22 protein-coding genes, 1 tRNA gene and 1 pseudogene are annotated in these 24,499 nt (G+C 52.3%); 8 read left to right on the top strand and 16 right to left on the bottom strand.

The genetic code is table 11. From position 1 onward, the window contains the following. Positions 1 to 6 precede the first annotated feature (6 nt). The 7 genes from ACIGCM_RS00980 to ACIGCM_RS01010 all read right to left on the bottom strand — a co-directional run bounded on the left by ACIGCM_RS00980 (position 7) and on the right by ACIGCM_RS01010 (position 10,062). Positions 7 to 1,020, bottom strand: a complete 1,014-nt coding sequence (locus ACIGCM_RS00980) for a Fic family protein (protein ID WP_397500187.1) — start codon at positions 1,018 to 1,020, stop codon at positions 7 to 9. Continuing rightward, positions 1,017 to 2,333, bottom strand: a complete 1,317-nt coding sequence (locus ACIGCM_RS00985) for an McrC family protein (RefSeq protein ID WP_397500188.1) — start codon at positions 2,331 to 2,333, stop codon at positions 1,017 to 1,019. Before ACIGCM_RS00985 ends, ACIGCM_RS00980 begins: the two co-directional genes overlap by 4 nt. After that, positions 2,330 to 4,261, bottom strand: coding sequence for an AAA family ATPase (locus ACIGCM_RS00990; RefSeq protein WP_397500189.1), 1,932 nt, complete (start codon positions 4,259 to 4,261; stop codon positions 2,330 to 2,332). Before ACIGCM_RS00990 ends, ACIGCM_RS00985 begins: the two co-directional genes overlap by 4 nt. Positions 4,262 to 4,272: 11 nt before the next feature. Further along, a complete protein-coding gene (locus tag ACIGCM_RS00995; protein WP_397500190.1) occupies positions 4,273 to 5,709 on the bottom strand; it encodes a restriction endonuclease subunit S in 1,437 nt (478 codons plus the stop codon). Beyond that, positions 5,699 to 7,627, bottom strand: a complete 1,929-nt coding sequence (locus ACIGCM_RS01000; RefSeq protein WP_397500191.1) for a type I restriction-modification system subunit M — start codon at positions 7,625 to 7,627, stop codon at positions 5,699 to 5,701. Before ACIGCM_RS01000 ends, ACIGCM_RS00995 begins: the two co-directional genes overlap by 11 nt. Before the next feature lie 474 nt (positions 7,628 to 8,101). Then, entirely contained in the window at positions 8,102 to 8,764 is a 663-nt protein-coding gene (locus tag ACIGCM_RS01005; protein ID WP_397500192.1) for a histidine phosphatase family protein, read from the bottom strand. Between the two features lie 416 nt (positions 8,765 to 9,180). Beyond that, the gene (locus tag ACIGCM_RS01010) at positions 9,181 to 10,062 is read right to left on the bottom strand and encodes a LysR family transcriptional regulator (RefSeq protein WP_397500193.1); all 882 of its coding nucleotides are present in this window, start codon (positions 10,060 to 10,062) and stop codon (positions 9,181 to 9,183) included. A gap of 107 nt (positions 10,063 to 10,169) precedes the next feature. Between ACIGCM_RS01010 and ACIGCM_RS01015 the strand changes: the two genes are divergently transcribed. From ACIGCM_RS01015 to ACIGCM_RS01050, 8 genes and pseudogenes are all read left to right on the top strand, one after another. Then, on the top strand, positions 10,170 to 11,027 hold the full coding sequence (locus ACIGCM_RS01015) for a pirin family protein (protein WP_397500194.1): 858 nt from the start codon (positions 10,170 to 10,172) through the stop codon (positions 11,025 to 11,027). A gap of 56 nt (positions 11,028 to 11,083) precedes the next feature. Continuing rightward, complete coding sequence (locus ACIGCM_RS01020; RefSeq protein WP_397500195.1) at positions 11,084 to 11,656, top strand: isochorismatase family protein; 573 nt, start codon at positions 11,084 to 11,086, stop codon at positions 11,654 to 11,656. A 147-nt stretch (positions 11,657 to 11,803) separates the two neighbouring features. Next, positions 11,804 to 12,385, top strand: coding sequence for a TetR/AcrR family transcriptional regulator (locus tag ACIGCM_RS01025; protein ID WP_397500196.1), 582 nt, complete (start codon positions 11,804 to 11,806; stop codon positions 12,383 to 12,385). A 54-nt stretch (positions 12,386 to 12,439) separates the two neighbouring features. Then, entirely contained in the window at positions 12,440 to 13,543 is a 1,104-nt protein-coding gene (locus ACIGCM_RS01030) for an alkene reductase (RefSeq protein ID WP_397500197.1), read from the top strand. 90 nt (positions 13,544 to 13,633) lie between these two features. Further along, entirely contained in the window at positions 13,634 to 14,377 is a 744-nt protein-coding gene (locus ACIGCM_RS01035) for an SDR family oxidoreductase (RefSeq protein ID WP_397500198.1), read from the top strand. A 69-nt stretch (positions 14,378 to 14,446) separates the two neighbouring features. After that, entirely contained in the window at positions 14,447 to 14,830 is a 384-nt protein-coding gene (locus ACIGCM_RS01040; RefSeq protein ID WP_397500199.1) for a nuclear transport factor 2 family protein, read from the top strand. A gap of 93 nt (positions 14,831 to 14,923) precedes the next feature. Then, complete coding sequence (locus ACIGCM_RS01045; RefSeq protein WP_397500200.1) at positions 14,924 to 15,583, top strand: SDR family oxidoreductase; 660 nt, start codon at positions 14,924 to 14,926, stop codon at positions 15,581 to 15,583. Positions 15,584 to 16,301: 718 nt separating this feature from the next. After that, positions 16,302 to 16,544 (top strand): annotated as a pseudogene (locus ACIGCM_RS01050) (integrase); the annotation flags it as partial. An 87-nt stretch (positions 16,545 to 16,631) separates the two neighbouring features. On the opposite strand, the gene ACIGCM_RS01055 reads toward ACIGCM_RS01050, so the two are convergent. The 9 genes from ACIGCM_RS01055 to thrS form a co-directional block, all read right to left on the bottom strand. Next, positions 16,632 to 16,708, bottom strand: a tRNA-Pro gene (locus ACIGCM_RS01055). Between the two features lie 91 nt (positions 16,709 to 16,799). After that, the gene (locus ACIGCM_RS01060; RefSeq protein ID WP_087517316.1) at positions 16,800 to 17,156 is read right to left on the bottom strand and encodes a MerR family transcriptional regulator; all 357 of its coding nucleotides are present in this window, start codon (positions 17,154 to 17,156) and stop codon (positions 16,800 to 16,802) included. Beyond that, entirely contained in the window at positions 17,137 to 17,439 is a 303-nt protein-coding gene (gene ihfA, locus ACIGCM_RS01065) for an integration host factor subunit alpha (RefSeq protein ID WP_087517317.1), read from the bottom strand. Before ihfA ends, ACIGCM_RS01060 begins: the two co-directional genes overlap by 20 nt. Before the next feature lie 3 nt (positions 17,440 to 17,442). After that, positions 17,443 to 19,821 (bottom strand): phenylalanine--tRNA ligase subunit beta, encoded by a 2,379-nt coding sequence (gene pheT, locus ACIGCM_RS01070; protein WP_397500201.1) that lies wholly within the window; start codon positions 19,819 to 19,821, stop codon positions 17,443 to 17,445. A gap of 42 nt (positions 19,822 to 19,863) precedes the next feature. Then, positions 19,864 to 20,880: a phenylalanine--tRNA ligase subunit alpha gene (gene pheS, locus ACIGCM_RS01075; RefSeq protein WP_397500202.1), complete on the bottom strand. Its 1,017-nt coding sequence runs from the start codon at positions 20,878 to 20,880 to the stop codon at positions 19,864 to 19,866. 234 nt (positions 20,881 to 21,114) lie between these two features. Further along, a complete protein-coding gene (gene rplT / locus ACIGCM_RS01080; protein ID WP_397500203.1) occupies positions 21,115 to 21,471 on the bottom strand; it encodes a 50S ribosomal protein L20 in 357 nt (118 codons plus the stop codon). Between the two features lie 25 nt (positions 21,472 to 21,496). Then, on the bottom strand, positions 21,497 to 21,691 hold the full coding sequence (rpmI, locus tag ACIGCM_RS01085; RefSeq protein WP_087517320.1) for a 50S ribosomal protein L35: 195 nt from the start codon (positions 21,689 to 21,691) through the stop codon (positions 21,497 to 21,499). A 60-nt stretch (positions 21,692 to 21,751) separates the two neighbouring features. Continuing rightward, positions 21,752 to 22,303, bottom strand: a complete 552-nt coding sequence (infC, locus tag ACIGCM_RS01090; RefSeq protein WP_397501078.1) for a translation initiation factor IF-3 — start codon at positions 22,301 to 22,303, stop codon at positions 21,752 to 21,754. Continuing rightward, positions 22,303 to 24,225 (bottom strand): threonine--tRNA ligase, encoded by a 1,923-nt coding sequence (thrS, locus tag ACIGCM_RS01095; protein ID WP_397500204.1) that lies wholly within the window; start codon positions 24,223 to 24,225, stop codon positions 22,303 to 22,305. Before thrS ends, infC begins: the two co-directional genes overlap by 1 nt. Between the last annotated feature and the right edge of the window lie 274 nt (positions 24,226 to 24,499).

The raw sequence follows: 24,499 nt of genomic DNA on the forward strand, positions 1-24,499 counted from the left end.
TGTCCCTTACGCCTTAGTCGCCACTGCCTGGCCTCGCTGAGTCAGCCGGTATTTTTGCACCGGACTGCGCGGCGAAGCTGGATCGGTCATTTCAAGTAACCCAGCAGCCAATGCTGGGTTCAAATAGTTATTACGAAAAGTCGGCCGATGGGCCAAACCCAGTTGCTGCATTAATTCGCCCGCTCTTAATGCTGGGCTTCGTTTAAGCAGGGCCAACAGCCTTGCTACTTGGTCGCTTACTTGATCGCCTACTTGATCGCTTTGCGCACTCTCTGCCAACGCCTGCTGCAAGGCCTGCAACATAAACTCAACAAACAGAGTCGCTTCGCCGGCTTGATCAGCCGCTAAGAGCGCGCCGTAATAGTCGTCCTGCTGCTCGCGAATAACCGTTTCCACAGGCAGATAAGCCAAAACTGGTCGCCATTGGCTGAGTATGAGTGTTTGCCACAGCCGGCCCATGCGGCCATTACCATCGGCAAAGGGATGGATAAACTCAAATTCGTAATGGAATACACAGCTGGCGATCAACGGATGCAAGTCTGTACGACCCAACCAGCCGAGCAATTCATCAACTAGCTGTCCGACACGGCTGGCTGGTGGGGCCATATGCAGTAAACGCTCACCCCGGTAGATACCAACACCACCGCTTCGATAAACACCGGCATAATCAATAAGCCCCTGCATTAGCAGCGCATGGGCACGCAACAAATCATCACGCACCGCAGGCTTCCAACCCGGCATCGCCTCGTAAGTCGCGAAGGCATTACGTACCTCCAGAATCTCACGCGGCAAGCCCAAAACCTGCTTACCCTCCAACACCGCCGTCACCTGCTCGACGTTCAAGGTGTTGTTCTCAATCGCCAGCGACGCCTGAATAGTACGAATGCGATTACCCCTACGCAGTTGTGGCGTCATCGCGGCATCGCGCAAAGCGGACAACCGTCCTACTTGCTCGCTGATATCGGCGACCAACGCCAGCATGCGTGGGCTTAGGGTCACAGGCGGTTGATACTGGCTCACGCACTTATCCGCTTGGTTATAATTTTCGCAGGCTGCAGTTGTATAGGAATACTGGCAGCCTCAGCATCCTTTAACAGGTCGCGATCCAAATCAAAGGGTAGCACCCACAAACTCATCCCATCCCCATAATCAAAAACGGGTAGCGCTTTTTCAAGCCCTGACCAATACGGATAAATCAGCACCAGCTTCGGCACGCCCGTGCCGTTACGATACTTATGGCCATAGGCAAACAGCTGGTAGAAATCACTCTGACTCAAGTCGTAATTCTGTTCAGGCCTGCGGGCATCCAAGCGCTTCCACTTGGTGTCCAATATCCAGCGCTGCTCTGCTGTATCGATTAACAAGTCCGGCTTCAGAGAGAACATTCGTCCATCATCATGACTGCACAGACTCTCGTGATTGGTTTGCGTCTTCAAATCTGCGGCTGGCACTAGCTTCTGCTTTAGCCAACCTGCCACGTACTTCTCAAACAGCCTCTCCATTGGAAACAGCAGACTTATACCCCGCCATTCGCCACTTACAGCAATCGGCATCTGCTGGTTGAGGATCAACTCGCACCACGGTTTGATCGTTTGGTAGTGCGCCATTAGACGATCCGTACTCCAAGCCCGGAGATCCGCCTGTATCTGACGACTGGCGGGCACCTCGGCCAGTCGTGAGCGCAGTTCATTGGCTAAGCGCCAGTTAGCAGCATCCTGAGTGGCATCGGCCACCTGCTCCAGCGCCAGCTTTAATAAACGATTCTCAGCGCGGTCCGGCAAGAACACATCGTGACGAATCTGAAAGTGATGCTGTCGCCCCGGCGGCTGACGCATCTGCGCCACCACATTCAATTGTCCGCGCAGGAAGCGTTGCTCCTCTTCAACACGCTGATAGTCGAAGCGAATGCCACGCTTAATCAAATGATCAAGCTCATTGAGAAACTGCCCCATCACCCATTCGCTGAGTGGCGCGTCGAACAGTTCCAGTCCAGCCACCGAGACTTGACGCGGTTTAAGCGATAATGCCGCCTGAATTAACTTGCGCAGCAAGGTACGGCTCTGCTTGATGCAATCACCGTGTTCAAAATGTTTGGGAAGAATTTCTAAGCGAGTGCCACAGGGCGTTTCCAGTACACCGACATAGCTGTCCCACTTCAGGGAACGACGACCCTCTATCTGCAACAGCGTTGCACCGCTGCGATTGAAACGAGCGCTCAGCTCACACAACCACTCAAAGGCTGATTTGGAAATGCACACGCAATCCAAATCATCCTCTGGCACCTGGCTAGTGGTCAGCCGAGCGTACTCGCGAATGGTGACAGTGGTGGTCAACCCTCAGACTCCGCAATGGCGTCATTTTCAGCCTCAACTATGTGCAATTCGGGTTTGACTGCAATGATCCCTGAATAGGCGCTTACTCGCGTGAATGCATCCGTCATTACCCGCCAAACTCCCCCCTGCACACCCGTTACTGAACTACCAAACAAGCTATTCAAGTCAGGTTGTGCGTGCTCAACAAAACGATCAGCTTTTGGCTTGCGATGGTCGTTTAACACCCACTGAATGCGCTGCCAATCCTCGAAGAAATACTCCTGTAACAGCGGCAGGATTTGATTACGGAAGATAGATTCCAGGCGTACCAAAGGATCACTGCTCTTGAGCGACATAAAATAGGCGTGGCCCAAACAATGGTCACGATCCAGTAAAACCTCAATGCGCTGGTTGATCACCTGTAGAAGCTGGCCAATGTTAATGCCCTCCACAACCACATCATCGAGCAGGTCATATCTGGGCGGCATCTCCTTGAAAGTAAAGCGCCGTCGTAATGCAATATCCAAACCCGCCAACGAACGGTCAGCGGTGTTCATGGTGCCCAACAGATAGACATTCGCAGGAACACTGAACGGGTCCTTTGAATACGGCAGAGCGGCTGATAGTGCCTCTGGCGCGCCTTCGCGCTTTGAGTCCTCGATAAGGCTGATCAGTTCGCCGAAGATGCGCGAAACGTTGCCGCGATTGATCTCATCGATAATCAGCAGATAAGGTTCCCGGTTCGCAGGCTGATCATGCCCCGGTTCCACCTGTAGCTTCGTCTTGAGGTAGTCGGCAATGCCCCGCACATAACTTTCACAATAGACCGAACTAGGCTTCTCGCTGCGCATAAACAAGCGCACGTGATCAATATTTGCCGGCAACTCCAGTCCTGTCTCAGAAGCCTTGGGGATACAGGTAAAGGTGGTGTTTCCGGGTTTGTATCTGACGTCAAAAGCTTTACCGCGTATCGTATTCAAGGTGACTGGAACCTCTGCCACCTCTTCAAGAAACTGGTTGAGCACATCCTCAGGAGAAACGATACCGACATCTCGCCGCGCCTCGTCACAAAGCAACTTGAATACACCCGCCTCAACTTTGTACTGCAACTGCCCATTCGTTGTAACTGCTCGCAGGCCTTCGACAAAGTCCTCGTAGCTGAAGCTTTGATGGAAGGTCACAAAACGAATACGTCTGGCTTTGACCAACTCATCAAAACGCGCCTTCAACCGCTGGCGAGATGACACATCGCTGCTGGAATGTGTGGCCATAAAAGTAGGATCAAGGATCTGCAACGCATGATCGATGGTCGCATAGGTTTTGCCAGTACCTGGTGGGCCGTACAGAATTTGATTTAAGGACTGTGGCCGAGCTTCAACCGCCGACATTTCCTCCGGTTCATCGGACTCGAACATCATTTGTGAGGGCGCTTCAGCCACAGGCTGATTGCTAAGCAACTGGCGGTACTCCACAAGCATATTCGCTAAATCTTGTTTTACTTGCTGCTCAAAAGAGCCACTTTCAACCAATTCCGATATGCGAGGGTATTCGGCGCCCACATACGAATCACCGTATCGCTTAGCAAGAAAGCCATGTTCTTTCATACGCGAAGCTATAACCGGAGCAGCGGACACAAGTGGCCCCCAACCGAATGGCGGAGCTTCTGTTTCGCTGACACCGTAGGCCAAAATGAGGTGATCATCTGCTTTGAAGTACAGAAAAACGGGATAGATACCGCACGAAACTCTTTGACCAGCCCCCAACACTGCAACCCATGGAATACCCGAAACATTACCCTGCCCGAAGCTAACCTCCAGCTTGAAGACTCCTATCTGAGCAGGATAGAGCCCCTTTGTTTTCAAATTACCACTGCGCGTTTGCTGCAAGAACTGGCGGATAACAGCAGCAATATCAACGCGGCCAAAAAGATCATGATCGGCGTAATTCATGCCAATACATCCTATAAATGAGCTTCGGCCTCCGGCAACCTTAGTTGACCGGAGATTAGGCGGGGTAAGAGGGTGTCACGGAGTTGGGTGAGGGTTTGGGCCATGCCATTCCCCCTGGAGATACGCTCATCAAGGGAGTTTGTTGCTTGGTCAAATGCAGACAGCACTTCATCATTTGGAAGCACAACGGGAACAGCAGACAGAATTCCGGTGTTCAAGTTTGGCATTGTTGCCCCAACTGCATGCTGGGTCAGCCACTGCTTTATATGGGAAAGATCCAACGAGCGAGAGAGATAACTCGATAAGTTTCGTCGTGAACCTGGACGCACAAGAAGGCAACCTGTACCACAAAGCCAACCATTCTCTAACTCGCCAATAAGCGCGTGCTTTTCTACATCTCCGCGCCGACTAAACACAATGTCGCCATCGCAAAGTTCATGCCTTGAGAGCCGCAGAGCATCTTCAATACGAACTTTTGCAGCACTGCTTGCATCAACTCGTCGGTTTGATATGTCCTTAGGCATCACTACCGGCACACCATCCTGAACATAATCGGAAGCGTGGAGCTGACTGCCAAACGGCCCGGTTTGAATCACCCCACCGTTAGATTTGCAAACCGCACCTAGGGTGCACATAGTCCACGACTTCGGCACCAAACCCTGCTCGGACTCTTCGAAGCTGTCGGGGAAAAGAGCGGCGGTGGTGGCGTCCATGCCTTCCGGCTGACGGCCTTCTGCCTTGGCGCGCACGGGGTCGAAATCGACGAACCAAGATTTGAACAGCGCTTGGGCGATGGCTTCTAGGGTGGCGTTGGTTTCACGTAGCAGGGTGATGTGATCGTCGAGGGACTGGAGAATATCTGCAATTTTTCTTTGTTGCTCAATCTGCGGAAGCAGCACATGAAAAGCTTTGGCTTCTGGAAAGTAGATTGTCTGGTGAGTAGTGCCGCTCGCAAAGCGCAACATACTTTCATGCTCGCTAAGCAAAATGTATTTGAGATAGCGATGGTCTAATTGCTCCGAGCACACCCAGTTCACAAAGTCTTGGCTAGTCGCCATTGGGCAGCCCATCGCTACCACATACCCAACTGATGCAGTTCTAGATAGGCATACGGTGTTCTTTGGTAAAACTCGCGCTGAAGAATTCGCTATACCCAGTGCATTTGTGTATTGCTGGGTGCTGTACAGCGTGCCTCCATGATTTCCTGTCGCATCTTTGATCCCGATCCATGGAACATCTCCACCCCAATATTCGGGATGTTTTCTACTCGGTGTATGACCAGACTCAAGCCGAGCTACGCTTGAAAGCAGTGTCCATTTGAAGCCCTCGGTATCTGGCCAATTAGCTGGCATCCCGACAGAGAGCGCATTTCGCCCAGTAATCACGCCAGAAGAGGCAGGTCGCCCTCCCGTCCGTGTTGTAGTCAGACCTTGGGGATCAAAACTCATACCCCAGCCCTCCAAGCTTCTGCCGGATCAGCTGATCGAGCTCCGCACCCTTCTGCATCTGCTCGCCGAGTTTTTCGGTGAGTTTTTGCATCTTGTCGGCAAAGGCTTCGTCGTCATCTTCCACGGCCTCGGCACCGACATAACGACCCGGCGTCAGCACGTGGCCGTGTTCGGCGATTTCGCTGAGTTTTACGCTGCGACAGAAACCGACGATGTCTTGGTAGTCGGCAATCTCGCCGCCGACATCTAGCGGCTCACCGCGCCAGTTGGCTACAGTTTGCGCGATGCGTTCTATATCGGCATCAGTCAGCTCAATCTGCACGCGACTTACACGGGTGCCGAGCTTGCGCGCATCAATAAACAGCACTTCGCCGGGGCGAGCGGTTTTCTGTTTAGTCAGAAACCACAAGCAGGCGGGGATCTGGGTGTTGAAGAACAGTTGGCCGGGCAGCGCCACCATCACTTCCACGACGTCAGCCTCGACCATGGCTTGGCGAATATCGCCTTCGCTGTTCTGGCTGGAGCTCATCGAACCATTGGCCAGCACGATACCGGCGCGACCGTCCGGCTTGAGGTGATAAAGCATGTGCTGCAGCCAAGCGTAGTTGGCGTTGCCTTGCGGCGGTGTGCCATATACCCAGCGCGGGTCACCTTCCAGGCTGCCGTGCCACCAGTCGCTGATATTGAACGGCGGATTGGCCAATACAAAGTCAGCACGCAAATCTGCGTGCTGATTGCGAACAAAGGTGTCGGCCGGCTCTTTACCTAGGTTGAAATCGATACCACGAATCGCCAAGTTCATCGCCGCCAAGCGCCACGTAGTCGGGTTGGCTTCCTGACCGTAGATGGACACATCACCGATCTTGCCGCCGTGGGCTTCGATAAATTTCTCGGACTGGACAAACATGCCGCCACTGCCACAGCATGGGTCGTACACTTTGCCATGGTGTGGGTTTAGCACTGCGACCAGGGTTTTGACGATGCTGGCTGGCGTATAGAACTGCCCGCCCCGCTTGCCTTCAGCGCTGGCAAACTGGCCGAGGAAGTATTCATACACCTGCCCAAGCAAATCCCGGGCTTTGCTGGCATCGCTGCCAAAGCCGACGGTGGAGATTAAATCAACCAACTCGCCAAGCTTGCCGTCGGGTAGTTGAGCACGGGCGTAGCGTTTGTCGAGGATGTTTTTTAGCTTGGGGTTTTCGACTTCGATGGCGCTCAGGGCGTCATCAATCTGCTTACCAATATCGACCTGTTTGGCAGCTGCACGAATCGCCTCCCAACGTGCGACTTCCGGCACCCAGAACACACTGACTTCGCGGTAGTAGTCACGGTCTTCCAGCTCGGCGTTAAGCGTTTCTACATCGGTCTCACCCAAGTAGTAGTCGTCATGCTCGTCGGTGAGTTTGCTTTCAAGCTCGGCACGACGACCGGCAAAGCTATCGGAAATGTACTTAAGGAAGATCAGCCCGAGCACGATGTGCTTGTACTCGGCGGCGTCCATATTGGCGCGCAGCTTGTCAGCGGTGGCCCAGAGGGTTTTTTCCATGGCCTCAATGCTGGTAGCAGCCTGTGCTTTCGCTGGTTTGGCTTTGCTCACCGCTTTTGCAGCGTCAACTAAATAGCCGGCTGATACCTCTTCGACAACGGCGGGTGCCAAGCGCGCACGCGCTTTGTTTAATACCTGATCGGCAAGGCTTGTGCTTATCGATTGTGCGCGCGACACAGAACCACCACGGCCACGGCCCTTGAGCAGCACCCCCTGCTCGATCAAAACATCACGGGCAGCCCTAAGTTGTTCTTCGTCGAGATCCGGCAATTGCGCTTTTAACTGATCAAACAACGCTTGATTACTAATACTGCTGCCATCTGTAGGTACAGCAGCCAGCAAGGTTTCGCCTAGTTGGGCCAAACCACTCATACAAACTCCTCAACTGCTTTACACAAAAATAAAGGCAGTGCCATCTCAATTGGGGACTACAGCAGGAGCTCGATATCGAGGGGGACTTACAGCGAGTACCGCCTACCGGCGAATACCGTTGGAGCGCCATCCCTGAAATGCCACAGCCTGCAGTGTTTAGATGCCATCACATTACCCACTGGCCATGAAGAGGTAAAGCAACCTAGGATGCCTTTCTGCCAGTATCGTTTATGAGTAGCACTTATTACGGCTGTGGAGCATCCAAAGCAGGCTTCGAGCTAACACGCAGAGCATGTTACGCGGCGTGCAATGATGGAGCGCCACTCGGGTGCAATGAAACCCGCGTCTCCCCTGCGTCTCTACAAGAAGATTGAAAAGAACAGACAGCGAATTGACGGGCACGCTAGCGCAGGTGCGGTCTCAACCTATCCGCGGAGCCTGCAGAAGCGAGCTGACGAAACACTGACGTAATTGTCAGGTTGGGCAGCTTCGCTGGCCATGATTGAGGTCTTGTTTGTAATTGTGGCTGAGCAGGGTTGCCTTACCGTCGTGCCAGGTTAGGGTCAGGACATAGAGCGAGTCATAATCTTCACCATCCCAGTCATTGATAAGCACTTGTTTTTTACCCACGGCATCACTGGCCACAGTATTGATCAGCTCGGGCAGATAGCCACTTGACCACGCGGTGTAGACGGTGGCGTTGCGGTATTTATCTTGCTGCAATTCGTCAGCCAAATCGCCGGTGTCGTTGGCTCCGAAATCGATGTTTACCGGCAGTCCAAGTTTGATGGCGCTTGGGCTGATGGTCATAAGCGGCCTGATGTAGCTGTAGGCGTCGCCTTTGCTCCCTTCTTCGACGTGCCGCGAAGGGTTGGCCGCAAATACATAATCAGCTTTGCCGAATTTTTCCGGCAGCAAGACTGACAAATCCAAAGCACGATTTAAACCCTGGCAATTGAGCTGCCCAAGGCCTTCCCCAGGTTTTTCAGCATGGCGCAGAAACACCAAGGTCTGGGTCCCATCGACTGGCGCGGCGCGGCCATCGAAAGCCACAGCCCCCAGCAGTGCGACACCACCGAGCAGCGCTAGCGAATAAATGGCACGGCTGTGGCGTTTGAACAGAGTAGACAAGGTCATTAAACGGGCTCATTACGGGAAAATGGTACCCGACCCGCCTCGCACTGTATTTATCTACGAGGCCGTATCGAGACCGGACCGTGTTTGAGTGCCCCAAACTCAGTTCGGTTCCCTGAGGAAGCTCTGCGGTCTAGCAGACTCACCGTCCCATTTTGCCGAACGCATGGCTTCGTATACGGCAACCAGTCGGCAAAGCTTGCAAGGCCCGAGCCTACTTCAACAAGAGCTCAAAAAGCCCAGTAACGGCCGTACTCAAGTGGAAAATAGAGAGAAGCCCCGCAAATCTGACGCGCATGAGCCTTTCGATGTAAAACTCTGCTTCGCCTGAAGTAAGTATGGTGGCAGCAGGTCACCTGAAAAGCGCCTGGCGAGCTGAAAATCTCTGTGAGTACAAGAATCAAATTATGTTTCGGCCATCAAATTTTCTTCAAATTGTCCCTCAGAAAGTCAATGAAAATTTGAGTTTTAGCTGGAAGTAAGCGAGTTTCAGTTATCGCATAAACAGGGATTGGTGTCGCCTGCCACTCAGGCAAAACTCGTAGCAATCGCCCACTAGCCAAGTCATTGACAACAATATCTTTAGCCAAGATAGCAATGCCCATATGCAAGGCCGCCAAACGCTGAATCATACTGACACTATTGAGCAACAACCGGCCTACAACCTTGACCTTCCTACTCTCGCTTCCTTTATGTAAGAACCAGGTTTCAGATTGAGCTGTTTTCAAACGAAGACATTGGTGATTGACCAAGTCACTCGGATGATTGAGCTCGCCAGCTCTGGCTAAATATTCTGGTGAGGCATAGAGGTGCCGTTGAAGACGAGCTAACGGGCGGGCGATTAAGTTTGAGTCCGGCGGTTCCCCCATACGAATTGCAACATCAACGGGTTCTGTAATGAGGTCAACAGACCTAGGTGTCATATCCAGCTCAAAGTCAATTCCAGGATATTGATGGGCAAATTCGGCGATCAAGGGTGCAAGGAAAATGATGCCAAAGCCCTCTGGCATTGAAACGCGTAATACTCCACTGGGACTAACCAGCATTTCACCCAGTTGTTCGTGCGCAAGGCTAGCCTCAGCAACAATGCGCTTACAACGTTCAAAATAAATTGAACCAGCCTCTGTAAGTTCAATTTTGCGCGTCGTTCTATGCAGTAGACGCAATCCAATTGCCTTTTCCAGAGCGCTAACTCGCCGCGAGAGCGTCGAGTTTGGCACGCCTGTAGCTTCAGCAGCGCCTCTAAAGCTCATGGCTTTGACCACTTCCACGAACAGTGCCATATCATTCAGTTGTTTCATTTATTGCGCCAAAAATGGATCAATTAATTGCAATTTAACGTATTTATCCTGAATCCGCAGCAGGTGATTATATGCACAAGCATTTCTCAAGCATATAAGGAGGATTGATGAACGTACTTGGCGGACCAATAACAGCCAAATTAAAACCGATGAATCTGAGTAAAGACTTCCGGGCGTTCTCGCTGCGCGGCGGCCTAGCTGCAGAGCCCATTGATCCATTTCTAGGGGTCGATCATGCATGGATTAGCGCACCTACTTTTCCTGCCCATCCGCATGCCGGCTTTAGTGCAGTGTCTTACTTGTTTGTTGACTCGGAAACGGGCATCGATAATCGCGACTCATTAGGCAATCACAATGTCATCGATCCAGGTGGACTGCATTGGACGACTGCTGCGCGTGGCGTAATCCACGAAGAGTTTCCTGTCGAGAACGGCAAGACAGTTCACATGCTGCAGATATTCGTCAACCTAGCCACCGCTAAACAGAACGACAAACCAAGTTCGCTAAGCTTGAAATCTGAGGATGTTCCGCTGGTCGAGTTACCGGGTGTAACCATCCGCGTACCGCTTGGTAACTACTTCGAAACACATTCTCCGTTAGTGCCTCCAACAGCAGTTTCACTACTCGATATTTCACTCGAAGAAGGCGCTGAATTAGTGTTGCCTATTGCGCCAGGTCAAATCGCTTTTGTCATGCCCATTGAGGGTGTCTTGACAGTCAATGGCCAAGACTACCAGCACAATACATTTACCTTGCCTGCCTTCACGACTCAAACGGTGCAGCACACAATTACGCTGACAGCGCCTCAGGGTCGCGCTAAGGGAGTGGTTTTCACCGGAACACCTTTGAATCAACCGGTTTACTGGAAAGGACCTATGGCCCTAGCCTCCCCTCACGCGCTGGAAGGAGCAATCGCAGCGTACCAAAAGGGTGAATTCGGCACATTGCATTCGCCAATTCCCTAGTAGAAACACACTAAACCGCAAATAGCGGTGTTTATCATTCCCGAGGACAAATCACTATGACTTTTCAGCGATTCACAGGCGAAAATGCAGCCCTGCTACTAATTGATCACCAAGTCGGAACTATGGGCTGGGTGACATCCACTACATTTGAAGAAATGAAACGCAACGCTCTGATCTTGGCCAAAGCGGCGAAAATTCTGAAATTACCCACAGTGCTAACTTCCAGCATGGAAGACGCGGCTCAAGGTCCATTGCTTAGCGAGCTCGAAACTATTTTGCCATCGGAATTTGCTGCGCGCATTCAACGTGTCGGCATTGTCAATGCGATGGACGATGAGCAGTTTGCCTCAGCGGTTCAAGCAACTGGGCGTAAGCGTCTGATCTTGGCCGGCGTTACGAATGATGTATGCACCGTCTACCCTGCTCTGAGTTTGGTTAGCCAAGGATATGAAGTCCAGGTCGTAGCAGATGCAGGAGGCTCACCGACGAAAATGGCTGACGATATTGCACTGCGTCGCATGGAGCGTGCTGGTGTGACGCTGACAACAACTAATCAACTGGTTGCTGAACTCGCCGGTAGCTGGTCCACCCCAGAGGGTGGCCAACTGGTAGAGGTCTTAATGGGATAAACGCTATGCCACGGGGATCTGTTTGAGCCGACTAAAACGGTCCCCAATATTAAGTGCTGGCTGCGTCCAATTTCCGCCGAGCGATCTGATTCCACGGCATTTTAAAAAACACTAGACGACTGGTCAGTTTGTGATTACGATAGCTAAATGAAGAAACCAGCAAACGAGACACGCCAGCACATCTTATCGGTGGCTAGGGCATTAATGACCCAGAAAGGCTATACCGCTGTCGGCTTAGCCGAGATAGTGGCAGCTGCGGGTGTGCCCAAAGGCTCGTTTTACTATTACTTCAAATCGAAGGATGATTTCGGTCAAGCACTTTTAGATGAGTACTTTGCTGACTATCTATCCACTGTAGATGCTTTGCTATCCGCAAAAGGCCCTGCCGCCGAGCGCTTACTTGGATATTTCCAGTATTGGTCTCAATCACAAGCGAACGAGGTACTTGATAATAAGTGCCTTGTGGTAAAGCTTGGTCCGGAGGTTTGCGACCTTTCCGAAGATATGCGTCATTTACTGAAAGGTGGCACGGATAAGATCATCAAGCGACTTGTTCGCTGTGTAGAACAAGGCACCGCAGATGGCTCGATTACCACAGCCGTTGCCCCTCAGGTGCTGGCTGAATCCCTTTACGAACTTTGGTTAGGTGCTTCATTGCTTGCCAAACTCAATAAATCTACCGGTCCATTCGAGCGCGCCGTAGAAACATCTAAGCGGCTACTCGAGTGAGTTTTTTTATCCAAACACTAGACGACCGGTCAACTTTAACAGGTACTTACATACATGACTGACAATAGCACTCGCACAGACTTGTTCACGCCCACCTTGATGGGTTCAATCAACCTAGCAAATCGCATCGTTATGGCTCCGGTTACTCGTAGCCGTTATGCAGAAGACGGAATACCCAACGAGCTACACGCTACTTACTACGCGCAGCGTGCAAGTGCGGGACTTATCGTTGCAGAGGCTACCAATATCTCGGCCCAAGGCCGTGGCTATGCAGCGACCCCAGGCATTTGGAGTGAAGATCAGGTCACTGGCTGGAAGAAAGTAACTGACGCCGTGCATAACGCTGGTGGAAAAATTGTCAGCCAACTTTGGCATGTGGGCCGATTCTCTAGTGTTGACTTGCAGCCAAACGGCGAAGCACCGGTCGCTCCCTCCGCAATCAAAGCAGAAGGCAATACCTATACAGTTGACGGTTTCGTGCCTGTATCTATGCCGCGTGCATTAGAAACAGATGAAATTCCAGGGATAATCGAGCAGTACAAAGTCGCTGCCGAAAATGCTAAGCGCGCCGGTTTCGATGGCGTGGAAGTGCACTCGGCCAATAGTTATCTCCTTGATCAGTTTTTGCGTGACTCTACGAACCAACGCACCGATCAGTACGGTGGTTCGATTGAAAACCGTGCACGCCTGACTCTGGAAGTGACCGAAGCCATTGTAAAAATCTGGGGTAACGACAAAGTAGGAATCCGACTTTCACCCGTGACACCAGATGCTGGCAACACACCGCCTGACAGCAATGTAATGGCGATGTATGGCTACCTCATACAACAACTCAATCGCTTTGACTTGGCCTACTTACACTTTGTTGAAGGGGCAACGGCTACCTCGCGGGCGGTTCCTGAAGGTATTGACCTTGATGCGCTGAGCACACAGTTCAGCGGGCCATTTATCGGCAACAACAACTACGACTTGGAAATGGCAATTGAGCGCCGTGACCAAGGCAAAATTGATGCCGTGGCTTTTGGCAGATTGTTTATCTCAAACCCCGACCTCGTAGACCGTCTGCGCCATGGCGCCGAGCTGACAATTGCACCCCATGAAACCTATTACGGTGGCGGAGCTAAGGGCTATACCGACTGGCCGAAAGGAACCTATTGAGTAACAAAGCACTGCTTACGGCTCTGCTCTTGTTGCCAAAAATAGCGCCTCGCATACATCTGGAGCGAGGCTATTTATGAGGAATTTAATATGAACCATTTACACAGCAAAACGGCAATTGTTACCGGCGCCTCGTCTGGCATTGGCGCTGCAACCACGCGTGCATTAATAGCACAGGGCGTACGTGTAATTGCCGTCTCAAGGGATGAAGAAGAAGTTGAGACATTTGTAGCAAGCTTGCGCAAAAACGGGGCGCAGATCGAAGCGTACACAGCGGATGTGACTTGCCCTGAACAGATGAATGCAATGGCGCTATTTGCCTTACAAACATACGCTAGCATCGACATCCTGGTTAACAACGCCGGCCTGATGCTTTTTTCGAATTGGTCCGATCTGGCAACCACCGACTGGAACAATATGATCGATGTAAACATCAAGGGTTATCTCAACGCGATAGCGGCGGTTTTGCCGTTTATGCTGGAGAAAAAATCCGGTCAAATCTTGAATATGGACTCGGTTGCGGGTCATCAAGTTGGGCCCGGCGCAGGTGTGTATAGCGCTACAAAATTCTTCGTGCAGGCCATGACCGAATCCATGCGCAAGGAGCTAGGTGTAAATCACGGGTTGCGCATCAGCACCATCAGCCCTGGGGTTATAAATACTGGCTGGGCGGACAAAGTCACCGACCCTGCGGGTCGCAAGGCCGCACATGAACTCAACAAACTAGCAATTGCGCCAAGTGATATCGCTGACGCGGTTATTTACTCCCTAAATCAACCCGCGAACGTGACGGTTAACGATTTGATCATCTCGCCGACACGTCAAGACTGGTGAGTTCAATCTTCACTGATTTCCAGATCGCCCCCCCCGTATAACTGACGAATTAGACTCAGGAGTTCCACCATGAACCACCCTACATATGTTCAAGATTACAACGCCATTGTTGAAGTGCTTAATCAATACAGCGAAGGCGGCAAGCAGGCCAAAAGCAGCATCATGAAGCCGGCATTCAATGAGCTGGCCACCATCTTCGGTGTCGATGCGGACAACAAATTAACCGGGGGGCCGATCGAAGGATTGTTTGAGATTATCGACTCTGCGTTTAGCCCCTCACCGAATGCGCAAGCAGCTATCGCAAGGATTGATATTGTGGGCACGGCTGCCAGTGCACGAGTTGATACCAATGACATATCAGGATTTTGCTTTACTGACTTCTTCAACCTGTTGAAAGTCGACGGCAAATGGACTGTGGTCAGCAAGATTTATCACACCCACCCAAGCGCCTAAGATTAGCAATAGACCTTGTTGATTACTCACAGGGTAAGGTTGGCGTTCGGAAAATTGTTGAGCGCCACAAGGCTCACCTAAAAGGAGATACTGATGAACAAAGTATTCATCGTTGGCGGGGCAGGCAGTGTTGGTCGCCGACTAACACAACAACTTGTCATGCGGGGGCATAAAGCCTATCCATTGCATCGAACACCCGATCAGTCAGAATCCCTTAAGGCGTTAGGCGCGACACCGGTACGGGGTAACTTGCTTGAACTAGATGTTAACGCATTAGCCAAACTAATGGCGGACTGCGATTCGGTGGTTTTTTCCGCTGGTGCCGGAGGCAAAGGTGGCCAGTCGATGACGACAGCTATTGATGGAAAGGGTTTAGAGTTGACAGTTGCAGCAGCGCAGCAGGCTGGAATAAAGAGATTTTTGCTAGTTTCGGCCTTTCCTGAAGCGTCTAGAGGTAAAGAAGTTTCCCCGACTTTCGAAAATTACATGGCCGTCAAAAAGCAGGCTGATGTACACCTTGCCGAGACTGAATTGGACTGGGTCATTTTGCGTCCAGGAACGTTACTCGACGGCTCAGGTACTGGCAAAGTTCGAGCGGGGCTGGCCATTCCTTATGGAGATGTCCCTCGTGACGACGTTGCTGCCACGCTAGTTGAAATCATTGAACAACCCTCGGTTAACCGTACCATTATAGAGTTAACCCAGGGTGAAACCGCAGTCGGTGAAGCTGTTCAGAGGCTTGCGAGAACCTGAGGAGCCTACATTTTAGGGTGGAGCAAGTTCATCGGTATAGCTGGGGGAAACTCTTCGTTATAGGCGCTGAATCGTTTTCATAAAAAGCCGCGACACACTTAAATCAAGTCTGTCGCGCTAGCTGCTTTAAAGCAGAGCCGTCTAACACTGGACCTTCTACTCCCCAACGCTATACCGCTCGTGACGGTATGGTATGTATTGGAGGCAACATGTACCCGAGCAACTACTCGGTCTTTAAAGACTAAGCCGGCCGCTTGAAGAACCAATTCCAAGGGTGAAAAACAGCCCACTTCGCCATGGCAGCATTGGTTTGATAAACCATACGGTCGTTTATCAGCACTATTGTTAAGCCCTCTGGTTTCACCAATGCTTACTACTGATTAGCCCCCCTACATTCGGCAAAACCAATCAAGGGGCATCTATATCCACCCAAAAGAGCTGATTAAGATCGGTGAGTTTCAGCGCCGTCGCTGGGACACAAATGACCTCCTCCTTGCTCATAGGCTATTCGGAATTACATTCGCAGCGGCGATGCGCCAGGCGAGCAGATTGGGAAATATGTGGTATGTAGATTGGTCTGCATACCAAGCAAGCCAGAAAACGAGTTGGTATCCATGGTGTCGAAAGGGGCAGCCTGATGGTTCATGACCGAGAAACAATGCAAACACAGGCTTGCCGCTCACGCTCGGCATGGCACGTACCGCTATCGCCGCCCTAAAGGGCATTCAAAGAGGTCAGGGATGACGTGAAATGTTACACAGGCTGGAGGGAGGCAGAAATGCCGGGCTTCCATGAGGTGCGGGCACGCTCACTACACCTTTACAAGAAAACCGGTAAGGACGGGCAGAAAATCGCCGGCCACGCAACCGAGGGGATGACCAAAAACTACCAGAAAGACCATGCTGAAATCGTTTGGTCTGATGCAGTCCCCGACCTGAATATCAGTGAAATCGCCGGATAGTTTTGCGCGCATTTTGCGCCAGCTTTGCGCGAGCCTAAAACGAAAAAAGGAACCAAGCCGCTAAGTGCTTGATTCCTTTATGTAATATGGTCGGGACGGAGTGATTCGAACACTCGACCCCTTGCACCCCATGCAAGTGCGCTACCAAGCTGCGCTACGCCCCGACTAGGCGTGGTTAGGTTTTGGCCTAACCTCGAAACTGTCGAGAATCATACAATAAGGCCCTGAATTATGGAACCTTTTGCCTTTGATTCTCTAGTGACGAAGAACGTGTAAGACGTCTTCCAACTCAGTAATAGTTTGCTTAATAAGCTGCTTGTACTGAGTGGTATCGTCTTTGGCTTCATCACCTGACAAACGCTGCCGGGCACCGCCAATGGTAAAGCCTTGGTCGTAAAGGAGCGCACGAATCTGACGGATCATCAGCACGTCTTGACGCTGATAATACCGGCGATTGCCGCGCCTTTTGACCGGATTGAGTTGTGGAAACTCCTGCTCCCAATACCGCAACACATGCGGTTTGACTGCACAGAGTTCGCTAACCTCGCCGATCGTGAAATACCGTTTGCCTGGTATGACAGGTAATTCGTCGTTATGACTTGGTTCCAACATAAGCCTCAACCCTGGCTTTAAGTTTTTGGCCGGGACGGAAAGTCACTACACGGCGAGCCGTGATCGGAATTTCCTCCCCCGTTTTTGGGTTACGACCGGGACGCTGACGCTTATCGCGCAGGTCAAAGTTACCGAATCCTGAAAGCTTGACCTGTTCGTTGAGCTCCAGCGCTTGCCGGATCTCTTCGAAAAACAGTTCAACCAACTCCTTGGCTTCCCGTTTATTCAGGCCTAGCTCTTCATACAGACGTTCGGCCATTTCAGCTTTCGTCAGAGCCCCCATACGCTACTTCCTTAACGTGGCGTTGAACCTTTGTTCTAGGGAGGTGAGGATATTCTGTGTAGTCGTACTCACCTCATCGTCATTAAGAGTGCGCGATGGATGCTGCCAGGTCAAGCCAACTGCAAGACTTTTTCTATGCGGATCAATGCCTTTACCGTGATACACGTCAAATAGCTTGAGGTCTGTTAGCCATTCCCCTGCTGTTTCACGTATTCCATCGAGCAATGCAGCCGCCGGAACCTCGCGATCAACCACCAAAGCAAAGTCGCGGCGCACTTCTGGGAAGCGCGATAATTCGGCAAATGCCGGCATACGACCTTGAGCAATCTCACTCAAAAGCAGCTCAAACATAAATACGCTTTGATCAAGGCCAAGCTTCTTAGCCAGCTCAGGGTGAATAGCCCCAACATAACCGACCAAGTTGCCATCGCGCTCAATGCGAGCAGTTTGACCCGGATGCAACGCTGGATGCTCACCTGGCACAAAGCTGAATGAATCGGCTGCACCGGCGCTAGCCAGCAAGGCCTCTACATCGGCTTTGATGTCATAGAAATCAACATCATCACGGCCATGGGCCCAGCCCTCAGGCAGACGGCGGCCGGTAATAACACCTGCCAACATTGCTTCCTGCTTGAGCCCTTCCAGCTGACCAACAAAGCGTAGACCGCTTTCAAACAAACGCACACGCGCCTGCTGACGATTAAGGTTGTGCTCCACAGCCTTGATCAAACCTGGCCACAAGGACGAACGCATTGCCGCCATATCAGCCGAGATCGGGTTTGCCAACATCAGCGGCTCAACGCCCGGCGTGAACAGTTCGAACATTTTTGGATCAATGAAGCTGTAGGTAATCGCTTCTTGATAACCACGGGCAACCAGCAAACGGCGCAGCGCTGGCAACTCAACAGCCGCCTCAGCCTTGGTTTGTGGAGCCAGGCGCGCTTGCGGATAACGAACCGGCAAGCGGTTGTAGCCATACAGGCGCGCCAGCTCTTCGATCAAATCAACTTCAAGGCTGATATCGAAACGATGACTCGGCACTGCAACTTGCCACTGCCCTGCACCGTCAGCACTAACGCCAAGGCCTAGACCCGCCAGCAGGCCGACTACTTCGGTATCTTCCATCTTTAAGCCGAGCATTTGCTCGATACGCTCGGCGCGCAGGGTCACAGGCGCAACATTTGGCAGATCAGCTTGGCTGGCCACTTCGATAATCGGGCCCGGCTCGCCGCCGACTATCTCCAGCAGCAACGCCGTGGCGCGCTCCATGGCTTGACGGGCAAGCTGCGAATCAACGCCGCGCTCAAAGCGGTGCGATGAGTCAGTGTGCAGGCCGTATGAGCGGGCTTTACCGGCAATGGCGATGGTGTCGAAGAAAGCAGCTTCGAGGAACAGGTCACGAGTGCTGTCAGCCACGCCGCTGTGCTCGCCGCCCATCACCCCGGCGATGGCCAGAGCGCGCTGGCGGTCTGCGATAACCAGCGTATCGCTGCGCAAGGTCACTTCCTGACCATCGAGCAGGACCAGCTTTTCACCCTCTTCAGCCATACGCACGCGAATGCCACCATTGATCTGATCCAGATCGAAGGCATGCATGGGCTGACCGAGTTCGATCATCACATAGTTGGTCACGTCGACCACGGCATCAATGCTGCGGATATCGGAGCGACGCAGACGCTCAACCATCCACAGTGGCGTAGGCTTGGACAGATCGACATTACGCAGCACACGCCCCAAATAACGCGGGCAGGCTTGCGGTGCCAATACGTCAACCGGGCGCACCTGATCATTTACAGCGCTAACGGCGCTGATTTCAGGACGGCTTACCGGCGCAGCATAGAGCGCACCGACTTCACGGGCCAAGCCAGCAAGTGACAAGCAGTCGCCGCGGTTTGGAGTGAGGTCAACCTCGATGCTGGCATCGTTCAGGTTCAGGTATTCACGAACGTCCTGACCCACTGGCGCATCGGCCGGCAGCTCTAACAGACCGTCGTTTTCTTCGCTGATCTGCAACTCGGCCGCAGAGCACAACATACCGTTGGACTCTACGCCACGGAGCTTGGCCTTCTTGATCTTGAAGTCGCCCGGCAACACAGCACCAATCATGGCGAATGGAATCTTCAGGCCCGGGCGCACATTCGGCGCGCCACAGACGATCTGAAAGCTCTCAGCGCCATTGCTGACCTGACACACACGCAATTTGTCGGCATCGGGATGCTGTTCGGTGCTTAACACTTCACCTACAACAATGCCGCTGAAGTCACCTGCTGCAGCGCTAACGCTATCGACTTCCAAGCCAGCCATTGACAGGCGAGCGACTAAATCATCACGGCTGACCTGCGGGTTCACCCAGCTGCGCAGCCACTGTTCACTGAATTTCATCCTGCTTTCCTCATCAATTCGATTAACCTTCAGTCGAAACTTCTAGCGAAATTGCGCCAGGAATCGCAGGTCGTTATCGAAGAACAGGCGCAAGTCATTAACGCCATAACGCAGCATGGCCAGACGCTCAACACCCATGCCGAAAGCAAAGCCGGAGTATTTCTCCGGGTCGATGCCACTCATGCGCAGAACGTTCGGGTGCACCATGCCGCAGCCCATAACCTCTAGCCAGCCAGTCTGTTTGCACACGCGGCAACCTTTACCACTGCACATTACGCACTGCATATCGACTTCAGCCGACGGCTCGGTGAACGGGAAGAAAGATGGGCGGAAACGCACACCCAGAGGTTTCTCGAAGAACACCCGAAGAAACTCTTCAATGGTGCCTTTGAGGTCGGCAAAGCTAATGCCTTCATCGACCAGCAACCCTTCAACCTGATGGAACATCGGTGAATGGGTAATATCAGAGTCGCAGCGATAGACTCGACCCGGGCAAACGATGCGGATCGGTGGCTGTTGCGACTCCATGGTGCGGACCTGTACCGGCGAGGTATGGGTGCGCAACAGCATGTTCGCGTTGAAATAGAAGGTGTCATGCATTGCCCGCGCCGGGTGATGGCCGGGAATGTTGAGCGCCTCAAAGTTGTGGTAGTCGTTCTCGACCTCGGGGCCTTCAGCAATGCCGTAGCCTATCCGAGTGAAGAACTGCTCTACCCGCTCCAAGGTGCGCGTAACCGGATGCAAGCCGCCAGAAGTCTGGCCACGGCCGGGCAAGGTTACGTCAATACGCTCCGCTGCGAGCTTGGCACTCAGCGCGGCGTTTTCGAGAATATCTTTACGGCTGCTCAGGGCTTCCTGAACACGCTCTTTGGCCGCATTGATCAGAGCACCAGCTTGCGGACGCTCTTCAGCAGACAGGTTACCCAAGGTCTTCATCACCTGAGTCAACTCGCCCTTTTTGCCCAAATAGTGAACCCGCAGTTGCTCCAGGGCATTCACATCATCGGTGTTGCGCACGGCCTCAAGCGCTTGCGAGACCAGCACATCCAGATTTTCCATTTACAGACTCCAGATACGAAATAGGGGAAGAGCTCAAGCTCTTCCCCTATCGGTGACGTTTCGAACAAGTTCAAGGGCTACTGCGCTTGATCATGCCATGTTGGAATCCGGCTCGGACTGCTCATTTACAGCTGTAAACTCCGCGTCCTCGCCTTCTTCCGTCTTGCCTGATCTTCGCTCGAAACGACCTTGATCCCGTTCTTGCACCGGGCAAGCCCGGTGATTGTCGGGGACTTAAGCCAGTTCGGCTTTCGCTTTCTCGACAATCGCAGCAAACGCCGCTTTTTCGTTCACTGCCAGATCAGCCAATACCTTACGGTCGATCTCGATGGCCGCTTTTTTCAGGCCAGCAATGAAACGGCTGTAAGACAGACCGTTTACACGTGCGCCAGCGTTGATACGAGCGATCCAAAGGGCACGGAACTGACGCTTCCGCTGACGGCGGTCGCGGTAGGCGTATTGGCCTGCCTTGATCACAGCCTGCTTGGCAACACGGAATACGCGTGAGCGTGCGCCGTAGTAGCCTTTAGCCAGTTTCAGAATTTTTTTGTGACGCTTACGAGCAATTACGCCGCGCTTAACACGAGCCATGAGTTATTTCCTCTACCTAACCGAATTAACGAACGCGCAGCATGCGCGCCACTTTTGCCACGTCAGACGGATGCACCATGGTGCTACCGCGCAGATGACGCTTACGCTTAGTGGACATTTTGGTCAGGATGTGGCTTTTGAAAGCGTGCTTGTGCTTGAAGCCTGAAGCTGTCTTCAGAAAGCGCTTCGCTGCACCGCTCTTGGTTTTCATTTTTGGCATGTTCGGATACTCCGCATTCAGTTAATAAATATAATCGCAAGGCCTGCCGTGCCCTGTTGATTACTTCTTCTTTTTGGGGGCGATGACCATAATAAGCTGGCGTCCTTCCATCTTAGGGTGTTGTTCAACGGTGCCGTATTCAAGCAAGTCACCTTCAACTCGCTTCAACAGCTCCATGCCCAACTCTTGGTGCGCCATCTCACGACCACGGAATCGTAATGAAACCTTGGCCCTGTCCCCCTCACTAAGGAAACGTACCAGGTTGCGTAGTTTTACCTGGTAATCCCCTTCTTCCGTCCCTGGGCGAAACTTGATTTCTTTGATCTGAACTTGTTTCTGGTTCTTCTTCGCCGCTGCTACCTGTTTTTTCTTTTCGAACAGGTGCTTGCCGTAGTCCATGATGCGACATACGGGGGGCAAAGCGTCAGCAGAAATCTCAACCAGATCCAGCTTAGCTTCTTCAGCTATGCGTAGCGCTTCATCAATAGAGACGATGCCAATCTGCTCGCCTTCAGCGCCAATTAACCGAACCTCGCGTGCCGAGATATTCTCATTGATCGGCGCTTTCGGTGCAGCTCGTTTATCTTGTCTCATTTCACGCTTAATAATGATTACTCCAAATCTTGGCGACCACGCCGGGAAACCGCCTGCGTAACGAAATCAGCGAATTGGGATAGGGACATTGAGCCCAGATCAGTGCCTTCACGGGTACGCACGGCGACAGTTTGCGTTTCAACCTCTCTATCTCCAATAACCAAGAGATAGGGAACCTTGAGCAAAGTATGCTCGCGGATTTTAAAGCCTATTTTTTCATTTCTCAAGTCAGACTTGGCACGAAAACCGCTTTGATTGAGAGTTTTTTCAACTTCAAGGGCAAAATCGGCCTGTTTATCGGTGATATTCATCACCACAGCCTGAACTGGAGCAAGCCACGCCGGGAATGCACCAGCATATTGCTCGATCAACATTCCGACAAAGCGTTCGAACGAACCCAAAATTGCGCGGTGCAACATAACTGGACGACGACGGCTATTATCTTCAGCGATATAGCTGGCATCCAAACGCTCAGGCAAGTTCGGATCGTACTGCAAAGTACCGCACTGCCAGTTACGACCCAGACAGTCTTTAAGGGTGAATTCAATTTTAGGACCGTAGAAAGCACCCTCGCCCGGCTGGTATTCCCACTCCAGGCCCGACTCATTCAAGGCATCAGCCAGCGCACCCTCTGCACGATCCCACAATTCTTCAGCGCCTACACGCTTGGCTGGGCGGGTCGACAGCTTCATGGCGACATCAGTGAAGCCGAAGTCTGCATAGACCTGCAGCGTCAGCTTAATAAAGTCAGCCGCTTCCTGCTTGACCTGCTCTTCGGTGCAGAAAATGTGCGCATCGTCTTGAGTGAAGCCACGCACACGCATGATGCCGTGTAGAGCGCCCGACGGCTCATTACGGTGGCACGCACCAAACTCAGCCAGACGCAGCGGCAGATCACGGTAAGACTTGAGACCCTGATTGAACACCTGCACGTGGCAAGGGCAGTTCATCGGTTTGATCGCGTAATCGCGGCTCTCCGACTCAGTGGTGAACATGTTTTCGGCGTAGTTAGTCCAGTGCCCGGACTTCTCCCACAGAATACGGTCCACGACCTGCGGGGTTTTGATCTCTTGGTAGCCGTGCTCGCGCTGCACCTGGCGCATGTACTGCTCGATCACCTGATACAAGGTCCAGCCATTGGCATGCCAGAACACCATGCCCGGCGCTTCTTCTTGCAGGTGGAACAGATCAAGCTGCTTACCAATGCGGCGGTGATCGCGCTTTTCAGCTTCTTCAATACGCTGAATATAAGCCGCCAGCTGCTTTTTATCGGCCCAAGCGGTGCCATAAACGCGCTGCAACTGCTCGTTTTTGGCATCGCCACGCCAGTATGCGCCTGACAACTTGGTCAGCTTGAAGGCTTTTAGGAAGCGCGTGTTCGGCACGTGCGGACCACGGCACATGTCGACGTATTCTTCGTGGAAGTACAAACCCATTGCCTGCTCATCTGGCATTTCTTCAACCAGACGCAGCTTGTAGTCTTCACCACGGGACTTAAACAGGTCGATTACTTCAGCGCGCGGAGTGACCTTCTTGATTACGTCGTAATCTTTCTCGATCAACTGCTGCATGCGCTTTTCAATTGCAGCGACGTCTTCCAGAGTAAACGGACGTGGCGAAGCAATATCGTAGTAAAAACCGTCATCAATGACCGGACCGATCACCATCTTGGCTTCAGGGAACAACTGCTTGACCGCATGACCAATCAAATGCGCGCAAGAGTGGCGGATAATCTCAACGCCCTCTTGATCTTTTGGCGTGATGATTTGCAGGGTCGCGTCGTGATCAATCAGATCACAAGCATCAACCAGCTTACCGTCTACCTTACCGGCAACAGTGGCCTTAGCCAGACCTGCACCAATAGATTGCGCCACCTCAAGTACGGATACCGGGTGATCGAATGGACGTTGACTGCCGTCGGGAAGAGTAATGATGGGCATGGCGCCTCCTCTCCTAGTGGTGACCTCTACCAAAGGCCACATGGGTTGGGATGAGCCAGTAAGCGATTCGGCGGAATCTCTGCCTTACTATGGCAGGAGCATTAAGCCAACCAAACCGAACCGCAGTCACTGGAGGTTTACGTAAATGACACTTAAACATGCAGCACAAAAAACGGCCGCCTAGGCGACCATTTTTAGCAATTGTTTTATAGATATACCGGCTGACGCGCTTTAAAACAACGACCCAATATAGCTAAGCGATTGAAATACAAAG

Origin of the sequence: Pseudomonas sp. NPDC078700 (assembly GCF_044542375.1) — a bacterium.
In the GTDB taxonomy this organism is placed as follows: domain Bacteria; phylum Pseudomonadota; class Gammaproteobacteria; order Pseudomonadales; family Pseudomonadaceae; genus Aquipseudomonas.